The organism is Defluviimonas sp. D31 (assembly GCF_033436765.1).
Lineage (GTDB): Bacteria > Pseudomonadota > Alphaproteobacteria > Rhodobacterales > Rhodobacteraceae > Albidovulum.
In genome coordinates this window covers 40992-55793 of the sequence record NZ_JAWQFN010000002.1, presented here as the reverse complement: position 1 = coordinate 55793, position 14802 = coordinate 40992, and the positions used below count along the sequence as shown (strand labels likewise).

Here is a 14802-nt window from a genome sequence, read left to right as displayed (position 1 = left end):
CGCCTCGTCACTCAGCCCCCCGAGAAACTCATCCACAACCTCCGGCCTCGCGGAGGCGAGCCAGGCGGCGGCAGATCTCATCCCTTGCGGCGTCGAGGTCGAGCGCCGCGCCAGCGACGCATCCGCCTTCCGCTTCGTCGAATTGTGCAACCCTTGCCCTTTCCTCGAACACGATCCTGAGTGCGGATCGCAAGTCCTTGACGGCCTGTATCCCGTCCTTCAGCCTGTCGAATTCACCCCGTTCGATCCGACGGATCGCGGCGGCGATTTCCGACGCGTAGCCGCGAAACAGTTCATCCGCTTCCACGACCAAGGTCCTGGAAGGCGGCTCTTCAGCCGGAAGCTCTGTTGTCATTAAGTCAGCGCCCGCCTCTCATGCCCGCCCGCACGAGAGAAATGAAAAAGCGGCGATAGGGTCATCCCTGCGCCGCTCGCCCACTTCTTCTAGCATGCCCGAAGGTATATCCGGGACCGTTCGCAAAGTCAAGAAGAAAAGTATTTGATTCCAGAGGCTTGGCGCGCGCCCCCTTTACCGCGCGTTAACCTTTCCGCGAGCCGGGTGGTCGACCGCCCGGCTCAGTTCCCGGTACCCTGCTCCGCCTCGATCGCCCGCCAGCGCGCGACATTGTCGTTGTGCTCGGCCAGGGTCTTGGCAAAGGCATGCCCACCCGAACCATCGGCGACGAAGAACAGGTAATCGGTCTTCTCGGGATTGAGCGCCGCCGCGATGGTGTCCGCGCCCGGATTCGCGATCGGGGTCGGCGGCAGACCGTCGATCACATAGGTGTTGTAGGGCGTGCGCCCCCTGAGCTCGCTTTGCCTCAGTCCGCGCCCCAGCACCCCCTGCCCCTTGGTGATCCCGTAGATCACGGTCGGATCGGTTTGAAGCTTCATGCCCTGCTCCAGCCGGTTGAGAAACACGCTCGCCACAAGCGCGCGCTCCTCGGGAACACCCGTCTCCTTCTCGACGATCGAGGCCATGATCATCGCCTCTTCCGGCGAGGCATAGGGCAACCCGTCTGCCCGGTTTTCCCAAAGCTCGGCCAGCGTCTTTTCCTGCGCTGCGCTCATCCGCGCGACGAGGTCGGCGCGCACCGCCCCGCGTTCGACCTCATACTGCTGGGGCGCGAGCGTGCCCTCGGCCGGGATTTCCTTGATCTCCCCGGACAGGAAGTCCACGCGCGACAGCGCGTCGATCACCTGCCAGCTCGTCACCCCCTCGACCACGGTGACCCGCAGCCGAACATCGGGCTCCTCGACGAGCGCCGCGAAATCGTCCGGCACCGGCCCCTTGGCCGGATCGAACTTTGCAAGCTCCGCCAGCTGCCCCGTCGCCGGGTCGAGATCGCTGACCACGACATTGGTCTCGGCGACACCGATCCTCAGGTTGACCTCGGTCCCGCAGGTCGACACCCCAAGCCCCGTCGCCTCGGCGATGATCTCTTCCATTGAGGCACCCGGCGCGATCAGGTAGGAGCCCGCCTTGAGCTGCCCGGACCGGTCCGAGTAATCCGCGCCGACCCTGAAGATGTAGCGGTTCGAGATCGCCCCCTGCGCCGCCAGGTCGTCCGCAAACCCGCTGAGCGTCCCGCCTTTCGGAACCTTGACGCAGATCGCCTCGGCCAGCGGTCCCGGCCCGGCATATTGCCGCTGCCCCCAGGCCACGATTCCGGCGACCGCCATCAGGAGGACGATGGAGATCGTGAGGAAATTCGCGGCAATGTGCTTCCACATCAGTCCGAGACCCGCCCCAGCACCAGCGAAGCATTCGTCCCGCCGAAGCCGAACGAGTTGGACAGCGCCACGTTGATCTCGCGCTTGACCGCCTTGTTCGGCGCCAGGTCGAGCTTCGGCTCCACCGCGGGATTGTCGAGATTGATCGTCGGCGGCGCCACCTGGTCGCGGATCGCGAGGATGCAGAAGATCGCCTCGACCGCGCCGGCCGCGCCCAGAAGATGCCCGATCGCCGATTTCGTCGACGACATCGTGGCCTTCGCCGCCGCATTGCCCATCAGACGCTCGACCGCGCCAAGCTCGATCGTGTCTGCCATGGTCGAGGTGCCATGCGCGTTGATGTAGTCGACCCGGTCCGGCGTGATCCCCGCCCGCACCAGGGCCGCCTGCATCGAACGATAGCCGCCGTCGCCGTCCTCGGAGGGCGCCGTGATGTGATAGGCGTCGCCCGAAAGCCCGTAGCCCAGCACCTCGGCATAGATCTTCGCGCCCCGCGCCTTGGCGTGCTCGTATTCCTCGAGCACGACAACACCCGCACCCTCGCCCATCACGAACCCGTCGCGATCGGCGTCATAGGGCCGCGATGCCTTGGCCGGATCGTCGGCCCGCTTGGTAGACAAGGCCTTGCAGGCATTGAACCCGGCGATCCCGATTTCCGAGATCGGGCTCTCCGCGCCGCCCGCGACCATCACGTCGGCATCGCCCCACTGGATGAGCCGCGCCGCATCGCCAATCGCATGCGCGCCGGTGGAGCAGGCGGTCACGACCGCGTGGTTCGGTCCCTTGAACCCGTAGCGGATCGAGACCTGACCCGAGATAAGGTTGATGAGCGCGCCCGGAATGAAGAAAGGCGAAACCCGCTTCGGCCCCCGCTCCTTGATCAAGACCGCCGTCTCGGCAATGGAGGACAACCCGCCAATCCCCGAGCCGATCATAACGCCCGTGCGCAGCCGCCCTTCCTCGTCTTCCGGCATCCAGCCAGAATCCTTCACGGCCTGATCGGCGGCAGCCATGCCGTAGAGGATGAAATCGTCGACCTTGCGGCGGTCCTTCGGTTCCATCCAGTCGTCGGGATTGAACGTGCCGTCCGTGCCGTCGCCGAACGGGATCTCGCAGGCATAGGTCGTGGTGACGTTCGATGCATCGAACCGGGTGATCGGCCCGGCCCCGGATTTCCCTGCGATCAAACGGCCCCAGGTCTCCTCCACGCCACATGCCAACGGCGTGACCATACCCAGCCCTGTTACGACGACCCGCCTCATTGCGATCCTCACTCAGTTTGCAATCCGGGGATTGATACACGTCCAAGGCAGACGCGGGCAAGACCAGTTCACCACCTCGGCCGGAGCGCGCCACCTGACGCCCGCACTTGCGCGCGCCATCGGCCAAGCCCGGATCGGACACCCGACCTCGGCCTTCGGATCCACCGACTGCCCCACATTCGCGGCACCGGACCCGCGCGCCGCAAATCGCCCCCGCGGATATCGGGTGGCCAGTTTTGAAAACTCAAGGATATGTAAGGCGGACGGCGGCCTGGAACCGGCCGCCGCCGCGCCGGCCACGGCTAGATGAACTCCGCGACGTGAGACGTGTCCGGCCGCGCTTCCCGCAGCGCTTGCTTCAGATCGAGCGTCTTGTTGAACAGCGCCCGACCGACGATCGCGCCGGAGACCTCGCCAAGGAGCCGCAGCCGCGAGACGTCGTCGATCGTACGCACGATCCCGCTCGCGATCACCGGGATCCGCGTTCTCGCCGCGATCGCGGAGATCACGCCTAGGGCGGCATCCGATTCCTGCAGATCGTAGTCGATATCGGTGACGATGATGGCGGCGAAGGGCGTCCCCTCGAACGCGTCGAGGAAAGCCTCCGGCGTATAGGCGCTCTGGGTCTTCCAGCCATGCGTCATCACATGGCCCTTCCAGACATCGACCGCCAGAACGATCTGGTCGGGATGATGGCTGGCCAGTTCCTTTACAAGATGCGGATTCTGCGCGGCGACGGTCGAGACGACAATCCGGCCCGCTCCGTGATCGATCCACTCCTCGATCCGGTCCCGAGACCGGAAGCCGCCGCCGAGCTGGACCGGAATACCCGCCTCGCGAATGATCTTAAGGATCAGGTCGTGATTCTCGTTGCTGCCATGCATGGCGTCGAAATCGGTGACATGCATCCACTCCGCGCCGGCGTGGGCGAATTCCTGCGCCTTGGCGACGGGATCGACGTGCCAGATCGACGGTTCCTCGATCCGGCCACGCGCCAGGCTGACGCAACGGCCGTTCTGAATTTCGATCGTGGGGTACAGGATCATGTCAGCGCCTCCATGCAGTTTGTCCCTTGACCGGAGCGGTCCGGATCTCTGGGAAGCCGCCGCGCATCGGGCGGCGGCCTTCCCTCGAAGTTTATGGCTGTTGGCGCTAAACCCAAAGGCGATTCCGACGCTTTTGCAAAGAATCCGTCAGATTCCGCACAACACCTTCACAAGCCTCAGGCGCGGAAGTCGCGCGCCAGGAGCACTACCCGATCGCCCAGATCCTCGCATTCGCGCATCGCGACATAGCCAAGCCTCTCCGCGATCGCGAAGGACGCCGCATGACCGACCTCGATCATCGCGTGGCTCCGACCGCCGAAAGGCTGTGCGTCGAACCAGCGATGTGCGGCCGTCACCGCCTCACGCCCGTAACCCTGCCCGTGCGTCTGCGCGCTCAGAACCCATCCGGCCTCTGGCGCGGCGTCGAAATCCTCGCCTATCCCGCGCCGGCCGGTGAAGAACCCGGTCTGGCCGAGAAACGCGCCATCGGCCTTCCGGGTGATGGCCCACTGGCCGAATCCCTCGATCACCCAGTTCCCCGCGATCTTCAAGAAGACCGTCCAGCTTTCGTTTTCGGAGCGCGGCTTCGCGCCGATGTAGCGCACGACTTCCGGCTCCTGCCAGAGCGCGGCGAAGGCTGGAAAGTCCTCCCGCACCATGGCCCTGAGCCTGAGCCGCTCCGTCTCGATCACCGGCACCATCGCGCACCCCCAAAAGCAAAGCGGCGCCCCGTCGGGACGCCGCTTCAAATCCGTCTCGAGTCGCCGGTCAGGCGGCTTCGGAGATGAACTTCACCGCATCGCCGAAGGTCTGGATGGTCTCGGCCGCGTCGTCCGGGATCTCGATGCCGAACTCTTCCTCGAAGGCCATCACCAGCTCGACAGTGTCAAGGCTGTCCGCGCCCAGATCGTCGATGAACGAGGCGCTCTCGGTCACCTTGTCCGCTTCCACGCCCAGATGCTCGACGACAATTTTCTTCACGCGATCTGCGATGTCGCTCATGTCAAATCCTCATTTTCGCGGGCCTTTCCCGCCTCCTGGTCCCTTGCTCTCAGCGAGCGGCTCCGGCCCCGCATCCTCGCGAAGGCCACCGGCGATGCCTGCGCATCCCCCGGCACGTCGTCGCCGCCTATAGCACAGTCTAATCCCGAGGCAAACGCTTTCGCAACGTTCACCCCGGACCGTCTCAGGCCATGTCCATGCCGCCGTTCACATGCAGCGTGGCCCCCGTGACATAGGCCGCCTCGGGGCTCGCGAGATAAAGCGCCGCGGCCGCGATTTCGCGCGCCTCTCCCATCCGCCCGGCTGGGATCTGCGCCGAGATCCGCGCCTTCTGCTCGTCGTTGAGCTTGTCGGTCATCGCCGTGGCGATGAAGCCGGGCGCGACGCAGTTGACGGTGATGCCCCGGCTCGCCACCTCGTGCGCGAGCGCCTTCGACATGCCAGTGAGACCCGCCTTCGCGGCGCAGTAGTTGCCCTGCCCCGGATTGCCGGTCGTCCCCACGATCGAGGTCACGTTGACGATCCGCCCCCAGCGCGCCTTCATCATGCCGCGCAGGACGCCGCGGCAGAGCCGGAAGGTCGAGGTCAGGTTGACGTCGATCACCGACTGCCACTCGTCATCCGACATCCGCATGAAGAGGTTGTCGCGGGTGATCCCGGCATTGTTGACGAGGATGTCGACCGCGCCCATCGCCTCGACGGCCCGCTTCGGCAGCGCCTCGACCGCGACCGGGTCCGAAAGGTTGCAGGGCAGGACATGCGCCCGCTCGCCCAGTTCCGCCGCCAGCTCCTGGAGCGGCGCCTCGCGCGTTCCCGACAGCGCCACCACCGCGCCCGCACCATGGAGCGCGCGCGCGATCTCGCCGCCGATCCCGCCCGACGCGCCGGTGACCAGCGCCGCTTTTCCCGTCAGATCGAACATGCCTCAGCCCCTCGCTTTCTGTCCTCAAATACTCCGGGTGGGGTTCGGGGAGGGCAGCGCCCTCCCCGTCCGCCCTATCCTTTCGCCGCGGCGACATCCTCCGGCGTGCCGACCGCGCGGCATTCGCTTTCCTTGGCGATCCGGCGGATCATGCCGCACAGCGCCTTGCCGGCGCCGATCTCCCAGAACTCGGTGACGCCCTTGGAAACCATGAACACCACGCTCTCGCGCCAGCGCACCGAACCCGTCACCTGCTCGACCAGAAGCGAGCGGATCGTCGCCGGATCGGTGACGTCATGGGCGGTGACATTGGCGACGAGCGGCACCTTCGGCTCGTCGATATGGACATGGCTCAGCGCCTCGGCCATCGCCGCAGCGGCCGGCGCCATCAGCTCGCAGTGGAAGGGCGCGGAGACCGGCAGCAGGATCGCCCGCTTGGCGCCCTTCGACTTGGCGATCTCCACCGCCCGCTCGACCGCGTCCTTGTGGCCCGAGACCACGACCTGAGCCGGATCGTTGTCGTTCGCCGCCTGGCAGACCTCGCCCATCGCCGCCTCGGCCGCGACCGCCGTCGCCGCCTCGAAATCGAGCCCGAGAAGTGCTGCCATAGCGCCGACGCCGACCGGCACCGCCTCCTGCATCGCCTGCCCCCGCAGCCGCAAGAGCCGCGCCGCGTCGGCGAGGTTCAAGGCCCCCGCCGCGCACAGCGCCGAATACTCGCCGAGCGAATGCCCCGCGACGAAGGCCGCCGAGCCGACCTCGATCCCCTCCGCCTCGAGTGCCCGCAGGGCCGCGATCGACGTCGCCATCAGCGCCGGCTGCGCGTTCCGGGTCAGCGTCAGTTCCTCCTGCGCCCCCTCCCAGATCAGCGCCGAGAGCTTCTCACCAAGCGCCGCATCGACCTCGTCGAAGACCGCCCGCGCCGCCGGATAAGCCTCGGCCAGCGCCCTGCCCATGCCGATGACCTGTGCCCCCTGGCCCGGAAATACGAAAGCGCGCGTCATGATCCATCTCCCCAACGGTTTCTGACCGCATAGCCTGCCCGGCCCCGCCGCGCAATCCACGAGCGCCCGGCTGGCGCCGCCATGACACTCGGATATGATGCACCAAAGGCCCCCAAACGGAGACCGCCATGCCCCGAGCGCCGGGCCCGGCCGCCCCCCGCCACGGCTTTGGCCGCGCGGCCCGCGGCTTCCACTGGCTTTGCGCATTCGCGATCATCGCGACTGCGGCGCTAGGTCTTGTCATGCTGCGCCTGCCCGCCGGCTCCGAGACCGAGGTCGCCGCCATCTACAGCGCCTTTTCCGCTCACAAGACTCTCGGCATCGCTACTTTCGCGCTCGTCCTGGCCCGGCTCGGCTGGACGCTCCGCCATCCCGGTCCCGGACCGCTCCAACCTGCGCGGCGGGTCGAGACCTTCCTCGCCGACCTCGTGCACTGGACCCTCTGGGGCGCGATGCTGGTGCTGCCGGTGACCGGCTGGCTCCACCACAGCGCCGCACCGGGCTTCGCGCCTATCCTCTGGCCGTTCGGCCAGTCGCTGCCCCTCATCGAGGCCGACGAGGCGCGGGCGCTTGAGTGGCAAACCCTGCACCGGGCGGCGTCCTGGCTCCTTTATGGCGCACTCGCGCTCCACGTCCTCGGCACGCTGAAACATGCGCTCGTCGACCGCGACGCGACGCTGGCCCGCATGGTCACGGGCGATGGCCCGCCGGTTCCGCCAGCCCGCACCGGTCGGTTCGCGGCCGCGCTTGCCGTGGGACTCTGGACCGCCATCATCGCCGCGAGCCTCCACCTCGCCCCAAAGCCGGACCCCGACCCGTTCGGAACACTCGACGGCTTCGACGGCCTTGACGAAATCGACGGTCTCGGCGAACCGGTGCTTCCGGGCAGCGCGCCCTTGCAATAGCCGCCGATTCCTCTATAAGGCCGCATCCTTCCGCTTTCACGAAACCGGCGAAGCCTCTCGTGGCGGGTCGCGGAAGGTCTGAACCCGCCGTTGAAGCCGCCCGAAACGACAGGAGTATGCATGCCGCTTTACGAGCATGTCCTCATCGCGCGTCAGGACCTTTCCAACGCGCAGGCCGAAGGCCTCATCGAACACTTCTCCACCGTCCTCGCGGATAACGGCGGCAAGGTCGTCGACCACGAGTACTGGGGCGTCAAGACGATGGCCTACAAGATCAACAAGAACCGAAAGGGCCACTACGCCTACCTGCGTTCGGACGCGCCCTCGGCCGCCGTGCAGGAGATGGAGCGCCTTGCCCGTCTGCATGACGACGTGATGCGCGTGATGTCGATCAAGGTTGACGCGCACGAGGACGGCCCCTCGGTCCAGATGCAGAAGCGCGACGAGCGCGGTGATCGTGGCGACCGCCGCGACCGCGGCGACCGCCGTTGATCGAAGCCTGAGGAAAGGAACCTAACACATGGCGAACAAACCGTTTTTCCGCCGCCGCAAGGTCTGCCCCTTCTCGGGCGACAACGCGCCGAAGATCGACTACAAGGACGTCCGTCTTCTCCAGCGCTACATCTCCGAGCGCGGCAAGATCGTGCCCGCCCGCATCACCGCCGTCTCGGCGAAGAAGCAGCGTGAACTGGCCCGCGCCATCAAGCGCGCCCGCTTCCTCGCCCTTCTGCCCTATGCCGTGAAGTAAGGAGACCGACCCATGCAAGTCATCCTGCTCGAACGCGTGGCCAAGCTTGGCCAGATGGGCGAAGTCGTCAAAGTGAAGGACGGCTACGCGCGCAACTTCCTTCTGCCGCAGGGCAAGGCGCTGCGCGCCTCGGAAGCCAACATCCAGAGCTTCGAATCGCGCAAGACCCAGCTCGAAGCGCAGAACCTCGAGACCCGTAAGGAAGCCGAGAAGGTTTCCGAGAAGCTCGACGGCCAGATATTTGTCGTGATCCGCTCGGCCTCCGACGCCGGCGCGCTCTACGGCTCGGTCACGCCGCGCGACGCCTCCGAAGCGGCAACCGAGGCCGGCTTCACCGTTGACCGCAAGCAGGTCGTGCTGACCCGCCCGATCAAGGAACTCGGCCTCCACGAGGTCGAAGTCGTTCTGCACCCGGAAGTCTCGGCGACGATCAAGCTGAACGTCGCCCGTTCGGCCGAGGAAGCCGAACTGCAGGCATCCGGCAAGTCGATCCAGGAACTGGCGGCCGAAGCCGAGGCCGCAGCCGATTTCGAGATCGCCGAGCTATTCGACGATATCGGTTCGGCCGGCCAGGACGCCGACGCGGAATAATACCGACCACCACTCACGACACCGAACCGCGCCGGCCCGTCCGGCGCGGTTTTCCTTTTTTCCTAGCCTTGGACTTTTTGGGTTCTCTTTGCGGAGAAAGCCGCCATCTGAACCTATCGTTTACCCGATCTGGTGACAGGTCTCGAACACAGTCGCCTCTTGCGCGGCGCCATCATTTGTCGTGGCGTGCTCGAAGAAGGTTGGCAGGCCGGCAGGAACGACCGTGTCCGAGCGCGCAGCTCCGAGAAATATGTGCTTCGAGGTTGCCGGATCGATCGGGAACCAACACGGTTCGTCGAAAGTGCCGGCATAAACGCCAACCGCATTCGGAAACCGCTCGAAGCTGAGCCAAAGCTTCGTGCCGCAGTCCGGGCAAAAATGGACGTGGACCAGCTTTCCCGATCCCGCCGACACCTGATCGAAAGTCTTGGGCGAGCCGGCAAGCACGACGAACGTGTCGGCGTCAAAGATCGGCTCGACCATATAGGCCGATCCCGTGGCCTTCTGGCAAAACCGGCAGTGACAGACAGTCACTCGGTTGGGCATCGCAAGAGTTGCGTAGCGTATAGCGCCGCACAGGCACGCTCCCTCGTTTCTCGTCATTGCTGCATCCCGGTTTTGTAAGGCTTCCTTAATCGGCTGCCACCGCGAAGCGTTGCACATTGCGACGCGGTCTTGAAGGCGAACTTGCTCGAACGCCTTCTGAGGAATCCGGATTGAGCGACCATTCACCGGCAAAGGGCTACCGTTTGTCTTGCCCGGCATGCCGTCATGGGTCGCGTTCTAGCGATTTCTGGCGCATCATCGCCGCGTACACGTTGAAAGGAGGTTCCATGTCGATCATCTCGCACCACGCCCGCGCCGCAGCCGACGAGATCAAGACGGTCTTCGACTTCTTTTCTTCCTACCGGGCCGACGCCGCCGACGGCCAGGTCGTCGCCGACCTCACCTTCGGCAATCCGCACGAGATGCCGCTGCCGGGCCTTGTCGCCGCGCTCAAGACCCACAGCGAGCCGCAGCGCACCGACTGGTTCGCATACAAGACCAGCGAGGAGGACGCTCGTGACGTCCTGGCCCGAGCGCTCTCGCAGGAACTCGGCCTCGGCTTCGTTCCCGAGGACATCGCAATGACCACCGGCGCTTTCGGCGCGATCGCGCTTGCCTTCGCGATGCTGCTCGATCCCGGCGACGAATGCATCATCCCGGTGCCGGGCTGGTTCTGCTATGGAACCGTCCTGAGCAATGGCGGCGCCGTGCCGGTGAAGGTTCCCTTGGCCGAGGACACGTTCGACCTCGACCTCGCCGCGATCGAACGCGCGATCACGCCGCGCACCCGGATCGTGGTGGTCAACACGCCGCACAATCCCACCGGCATCATCTACAGCCGTGAACGGCTGGCCGAGCTCGCAGCACTCCTCGCCGCCAAGTCGGCCGAGATCGGGCGACCGATCTTCATCCTCTCCGACGAGCCCTACCGGCGAATCCGCTTCGACGGCGCGGGCTTCACCAGCCCGGCCGAGCTCTATCCCTGGACACTGATCGACTACAGCTACGGCAAGGTCCTGCTCGCGCCCGGCCTCAGGATCGGCTACCTCGCGATCGGCCCCCTGATGCCGGACGACGCCAAGGCGGAGCTTCGGGCGCTCGCGACCTCGACCCAGGTCGCGCAGGGCTGGACCTTCCCCGACGCGCCTCTGCAATATGCCGTCGCCGATCTGGAGGCGCTGTCGATCGACATCGCCGCGCTGCAGGCCAAGCGCGACCGGATGCATGGCGCGCTCGAACAGTGGGGCTACCGGATGACCCGCCCCGCCGGCACCTTCTACCTCTGGGGCCGGGCGCCGGGCGGCGACGCGGTGGCCTTCACCCGCAAGCTCGCGGAGCGCGGCGTCTACGTCATGCCGGGCACGCTCTTCGATAGGCACGCGGACTTCCGCATCAGCCTGACCGGCAGCGCCGAGATGATCGAGGCGAGCCTGCCCGCCTTCGAGGCAGCCAAAGGCAATGCCCGCGCCTGAGGCGCGGGCATCCTTCATGCAACAAGGTCAGCCGACCAGGGCGTTGTCGTTCCGCTTGATCGCGATCACGGTCGAGCGCGGCAACTTGCCCTCACCATCCGGGAAGGGCGCGGCGGGGTGCTGGATGCCCACGAACATCGTCCGCCGGTCCGCCGACCAGGTGAGACCGGTCACCTCGGCGCCGAGCGGCCCGGTCATGAACCGTTCGATCTGACAGGTGGCCGGATCGCCCGCGAGCATCTGGTTATTGCCCATCCCGGCGAAGTCGCCCTCGTTCGTGTCCTCGCCGTCGGTCTGGATCCAGAGCAGCCCGGTGGTGTCGAACATCATCCCGTCGGGCGAGTTGAAGAGGTTGCCGGCATTGACGTTCTTCGACCCGGCATAGGCGTCCTTGTGCACGGTCGGGTTGCCGGCCATGACGTAGAGATCCCAGCCGAACCGGTCCGAGCCGTGATCGTCGTCCTCCGGATACCAGCGCACGATCTGGCCGTATTCATTGGCCTCGCGCGGGTTCGGGCCGTTCACCGGGGTCGGATCGCCGCCCTCGTTCGGCTTCTTGCCGCGGTTCTTGTTGTTGGTAAGTGCGCAGTAGCCCTCGACCGCGACCGGGTTGACCGCGACCCATTCCGGCCGGTCCATCGTCGTCGCGCCCACCTTCGAGGCGGCCATCCGGGTGAAGATCAGGATCTCGGCCCCGGTCATGCCGGTCGCCTCGGGCGTCAGTTCCACCCATTCGCCGGTCAGGTCGTCGTTGAACCGCGCGACGTAGAGCCGGCCCTCGTCGAGAAGCCGCGAGGTGTCCACGCCCGGCGCGTAGAAGCCGTGCGAGACGTAGCGGTAGAGGAACTCGCCGCGCTCGTCATCGCCCATATAGACCACGACCCGCCCGTCGGGCGCGAGCGTCACGGCTGCGTTCTCGTGCTTGAGCCGGCCAAGCGCGGTGCGCTTCACAGGAACCGAGGCCGCGTCGGCGGGGTCGATCTCGACGACATAGCCGTGCCGGCGCGGTTCGTTCGGCGTCGTCGCGATGTCGAAACGCGGGTCGAACTTCTCATAGGCATAGCGGCTCTCGTCACCCACGCCATAGCGCTTGAAGTCTTCCGGCAACTCCGCCCCGGCGACGGTCGAGCCGAAGTAGCCGTTGAAGTTTTCCTCGCAGGTCAGATAGGTCCCCCAGGGCGTCCGGCCGGCGCCGCAGTTGTTGAGCGTGCCGAGCACGGTCATGCCCTCCGGATCGGCCACGGTCTTCAGAAGATCATGCCCCGCCGCCGGCCCCGACAGCCGCATCGGCGTCCCGTGTGTGATGCGGCGGTTGAAGGGCGAGTCGACAACGATCGACCAGCCGTCCTTCCCCTCGGCGATCTCGAAGACCGCGACACCCTGAAGGTTCTGCAGCTTCGCCACCTCCTCGGCGGTGGCCGGCACGCCGTCCACGGAGTGCGGCAGGTTTACCTCCGGATTGGCATATTCATGGTTGACCGCGATCACCTGATGGCCGCCGATCTCGAAAAGCTCCATCCCGTCGGTGTTCTCTCCGAAGATCCGGTCCGACCCCTGCACGCTGCCGCCGGTCGCGTGGTCAAAGACCGGTGCGTCCGAGAAGAGCGGGTCGCCCCATTTCACCAGGGGCTTCCAGCTGTAGCCCTCGGGCACATGAACGGTATTGTCGGTCTGCGCCGGGATCGGCGCGAAGGCGAAGCGCGCGCCCTCTGCCGCCTCGGCCGCCGGCGCGGAGAGGAGCGTCCCCGCCCCCATCACCGCCGCGCCCGAGCCGAAGGCGATCACGCCGCCGAGGAAGCCGCGCCGCGACAGCGCCCGCTCCACGACCCGGTCGAAGCCGGAGTCGGCCGGGCGCGGATCGTTGAATTCGTCCCATTCGTCCCAGGACAGGCGGCGCGTGTCAGTGTCTTTCATGTCATGCCCTCTCGCAGTAAAGAAATTCTGCGACAATTTCGTGTGCTTCCGTAACGGAAACTTGTTACTCCGATGAAATCTGCGCAACGCTCCGCCGCGGCGCCTCGCATCCAGTTGCACCCCGAGCGGGATGCGTTCTAAAGAAAGGCGCCGGCTCTCCGGCCACACCGAAGATCCCGGCCAGGAGTCCGCAGATGTCCATGCTTTCGACCTTCATCAAGCCGATGCACCGGGAGGGCTACCGCTTCGTCGGCATCTTCGCCGCCGTGACGCTCGTGCTTTTCCTGATCGCGGAACCGCTGGGCTGGATCGGGGTCGGCCTCACCGTCTGGTGCTACTACTTCTTTCGCGACCCCGACCGGGTGACGCCGGTGCGCGAGGGGCTCATCGTCTCTCCCGCCGATGGCATCGTACAGATGATCGGCAAATACGCGCCGCCCGAGGAGCTTGGCCTCGGCACCGAGCCGATGACCCGCGTCGCGGTCTTCATGAACGTCTTCAACTGCCATGTGAACCGCGCGCCGATCGCCGGCCGCGTGGAAAAGATCGCCTACCGACCCGGCAAGTTCTTCAACGCCTCGCTCGACAAGGCGAGCGTCGACAACGAAAGGAACGGGCTCACGATCCGGCTCGAGGATGGCCGCGCCATCGGCGTCGTGCAGATTGCCGGCCTCGTCGCCCGCCGCATTGTCTGCGAGGTGAACGAGGGCCAGCCGCTCCAGACCGGCCAGCGCTTCGGCATGATCCGCTTCGGTTCGCGGCTCGACGTCTACCTGCCCGAGGGCGTTTCCCCGCTCGTCGCGGTCGGCCAGTCGACGATCGCCGGTGAAACCGTGCTCGCCGACCTCACCTCCTCCGAGACAGCGCGCCTCGGCGTGAGACGCTGACCGATGAGCGAACTTCCGAAGCCCGAACCCGAAAGCGACACCCAGCCCTTCCTGGCGCTCCTGCCGAATCTCGTGACGATGATCGGTCTCTGCGCCGGGCTCACCGCGATCCGCTTCGTGCTTGCCGGCAAGTTCGAGCTCGCGGTGATCCTGATCATCTTTTCGGCGGTGATCGACGGGCTCGACGGGCTTCTCGCCCGCCGCCTGAAGGCCACTAGCGAGATCGGCGCCCAGCTCGATTCCCTGTCCGATTTCCTGAATTTCGGCGTCGCGCCGGGTCTTCTCGTCTACCAGTTCGCGCTTGCCGAGAGCGAAAAGATGGGCAGCTGGATTGTCGTCCTGGTCTATGTGAGCTGCACCTGCATGCGGCTCGCGCGCTTCAACGTGACGCAGAACAAGGCGGCCGTGACCGGGATCAAGCCGCCTGCGCATTTCGTCGGCGTCCCGGCTCCTGCTGGCGCGATGCTGGCGCTCCTGCCGGCCTTCGTCGCGTTCGAAACCGGCGCCGAACCTGCGCCGCCGCTCCTGACCGGGGCCTATCTCCTCGGCGTCGGCCTCCTGATGGTCAGCCGGCTGCCGACCTTCTCGCCGAAGTCGCTGCGCGTCCCGAAGGCGAAGACCGGATGGATCATGATCGCTATGGCGCTGGTTATCGGCGCGCTGCTGGCCTGGTTCTGGCTCTCGCTGATCCTGCTCACGGCTGTCTACGGACTTTCGTTGTTACATTCGTTCTATAAGGCATTCCGGCACGGGCGAGGCTGACACCGCC

General features: G+C 66.1%; 17 protein-coding genes. 7 read left to right on the top strand and 10 right to left on the bottom strand.

What is annotated here, in order from left to right:
* Positions 1 to 28: 28 nt before the first annotated feature.
* From R5H32_RS03945 to fabD, 8 genes are all read right to left on the bottom strand, one after another.
* Positions 29 to 307: a hypothetical protein gene (locus R5H32_RS03945; protein WP_318337393.1), complete on the bottom strand. Its 279-nt coding sequence runs from the start codon at positions 305 to 307 to the stop codon at positions 29 to 31.
* A 269-nt stretch (positions 308 to 576) separates the two neighbouring features.
* Positions 577 to 1734: an endolytic transglycosylase MltG gene (gene mltG, locus R5H32_RS03940; RefSeq protein ID WP_318337392.1), complete on the bottom strand. Its 1158-nt coding sequence runs from the start codon at positions 1732 to 1734 to the stop codon at positions 577 to 579.
* Positions 1734 to 2996: a beta-ketoacyl-ACP synthase II gene (fabF, locus tag R5H32_RS03935; protein ID WP_318337391.1), complete on the bottom strand. Its 1263-nt coding sequence runs from the start codon at positions 2994 to 2996 to the stop codon at positions 1734 to 1736. The genes mltG and fabF overlap by 1 nt, the downstream gene beginning before the upstream one ends.
* 302 nt (positions 2997 to 3298) lie before the next feature.
* Positions 3299 to 4042, bottom strand: a complete 744-nt coding sequence (locus R5H32_RS03930; RefSeq protein WP_318337390.1) for a 1-(5-phosphoribosyl)-5-[(5-phosphoribosylamino)methylideneamino] imidazole-4-carboxamide isomerase — start codon at positions 4040 to 4042, stop codon at positions 3299 to 3301.
* Positions 4043 to 4218: 176 nt separating this feature from the next.
* Entirely contained in the window at positions 4219 to 4743 is a 525-nt protein-coding gene (locus tag R5H32_RS03925; protein ID WP_318337389.1) for a GNAT family N-acetyltransferase, read from the bottom strand.
* Positions 4744 to 4810: 67 nt separating this feature from the next.
* The gene (locus R5H32_RS03920; protein ID WP_128515501.1) at positions 4811 to 5044 is read right to left on the bottom strand and encodes an acyl carrier protein; all 234 of its coding nucleotides are present in this window, start codon (positions 5042 to 5044) and stop codon (positions 4811 to 4813) included.
* Positions 5045 to 5228: 184 nt separating this feature from the next.
* A complete protein-coding gene (gene fabG, locus R5H32_RS03915) occupies positions 5229 to 5966 on the bottom strand; it encodes a 3-oxoacyl-ACP reductase FabG (RefSeq protein ID WP_318337388.1) in 738 nt (245 codons plus the stop codon).
* Between the two features lie 74 nt (positions 5967 to 6040).
* The gene (gene fabD / locus R5H32_RS03910) at positions 6041 to 6970 is read right to left on the bottom strand and encodes an ACP S-malonyltransferase (protein ID WP_318337387.1); all 930 of its coding nucleotides are present in this window, start codon (positions 6968 to 6970) and stop codon (positions 6041 to 6043) included.
* 128 nt (positions 6971 to 7098) lie between these two features.
* Here fabD and R5H32_RS03905 point away from each other — a divergent pair, with 128 nt between their 5' ends.
* The 4 genes from R5H32_RS03905 to rplI all read left to right on the top strand — a co-directional run bounded on the left by R5H32_RS03905 (position 7099) and on the right by rplI (position 9214).
* Positions 7099 to 7875, top strand: a complete 777-nt coding sequence (locus R5H32_RS03905) for a cytochrome b (protein WP_318337386.1) — start codon at positions 7099 to 7101, stop codon at positions 7873 to 7875.
* Between the two features lie 120 nt (positions 7876 to 7995).
* Positions 7996 to 8367, top strand: coding sequence for a 30S ribosomal protein S6 (gene rpsF / locus R5H32_RS03900; protein ID WP_318337385.1), 372 nt, complete (start codon positions 7996 to 7998; stop codon positions 8365 to 8367).
* A 28-nt stretch (positions 8368 to 8395) separates the two neighbouring features.
* Positions 8396 to 8623, top strand: a complete 228-nt coding sequence (rpsR, locus tag R5H32_RS03895) for a 30S ribosomal protein S18 (protein ID WP_105514010.1) — start codon at positions 8396 to 8398, stop codon at positions 8621 to 8623.
* 12 nt (positions 8624 to 8635) lie between these two features.
* On the top strand, positions 8636 to 9214 hold the full coding sequence (gene rplI, locus R5H32_RS03890) for a 50S ribosomal protein L9 (RefSeq protein WP_318337384.1): 579 nt from the start codon (positions 8636 to 8638) through the stop codon (positions 9212 to 9214).
* Between the two features lie 120 nt (positions 9215 to 9334).
* Here rplI and R5H32_RS03885 read toward each other — a convergent pair whose 3' ends face one another.
* Positions 9335 to 9760 carry a GFA family protein gene (locus R5H32_RS03885; RefSeq protein ID WP_318337849.1) on the bottom strand — a complete coding sequence of 142 codons (426 nt, stop codon included), beginning with the start codon at positions 9758 to 9760 and terminating at the stop codon, positions 9335 to 9337.
* Positions 9761 to 10047: 287 nt separating this feature from the next.
* Between R5H32_RS03885 and R5H32_RS03880 the strand changes: the two genes are divergently transcribed.
* The gene (locus R5H32_RS03880) at positions 10048 to 11232 is read left to right on the top strand and encodes an aminotransferase class I/II-fold pyridoxal phosphate-dependent enzyme (protein ID WP_318337383.1); all 1185 of its coding nucleotides are present in this window, start codon (positions 10048 to 10050) and stop codon (positions 11230 to 11232) included.
* Between the two features lie 27 nt (positions 11233 to 11259).
* Here R5H32_RS03880 and R5H32_RS03875 read toward each other — a convergent pair whose 3' ends face one another.
* Positions 11260 to 13146, bottom strand: a complete 1887-nt coding sequence (locus R5H32_RS03875; protein WP_318337382.1) for a PhoX family phosphatase — start codon at positions 13144 to 13146, stop codon at positions 11260 to 11262.
* A gap of 194 nt (positions 13147 to 13340) precedes the next feature.
* Here R5H32_RS03875 and R5H32_RS03870 point away from each other — a divergent pair, with 194 nt between their 5' ends.
* Together R5H32_RS03870 and pssA are read left to right on the top strand one after the other, a co-directional pair.
* The gene (locus R5H32_RS03870; RefSeq protein ID WP_318337381.1) at positions 13341 to 14033 is read left to right on the top strand and encodes a phosphatidylserine decarboxylase; all 693 of its coding nucleotides are present in this window, start codon (positions 13341 to 13343) and stop codon (positions 14031 to 14033) included.
* A gap of 3 nt (positions 14034 to 14036) precedes the next feature.
* On the top strand, positions 14037 to 14795 hold the full coding sequence (pssA, locus tag R5H32_RS03865) for a CDP-diacylglycerol--serine O-phosphatidyltransferase (RefSeq protein WP_318337380.1): 759 nt from the start codon (positions 14037 to 14039) through the stop codon (positions 14793 to 14795).
* Positions 14796 to 14802 lie beyond the last annotated feature (7 nt).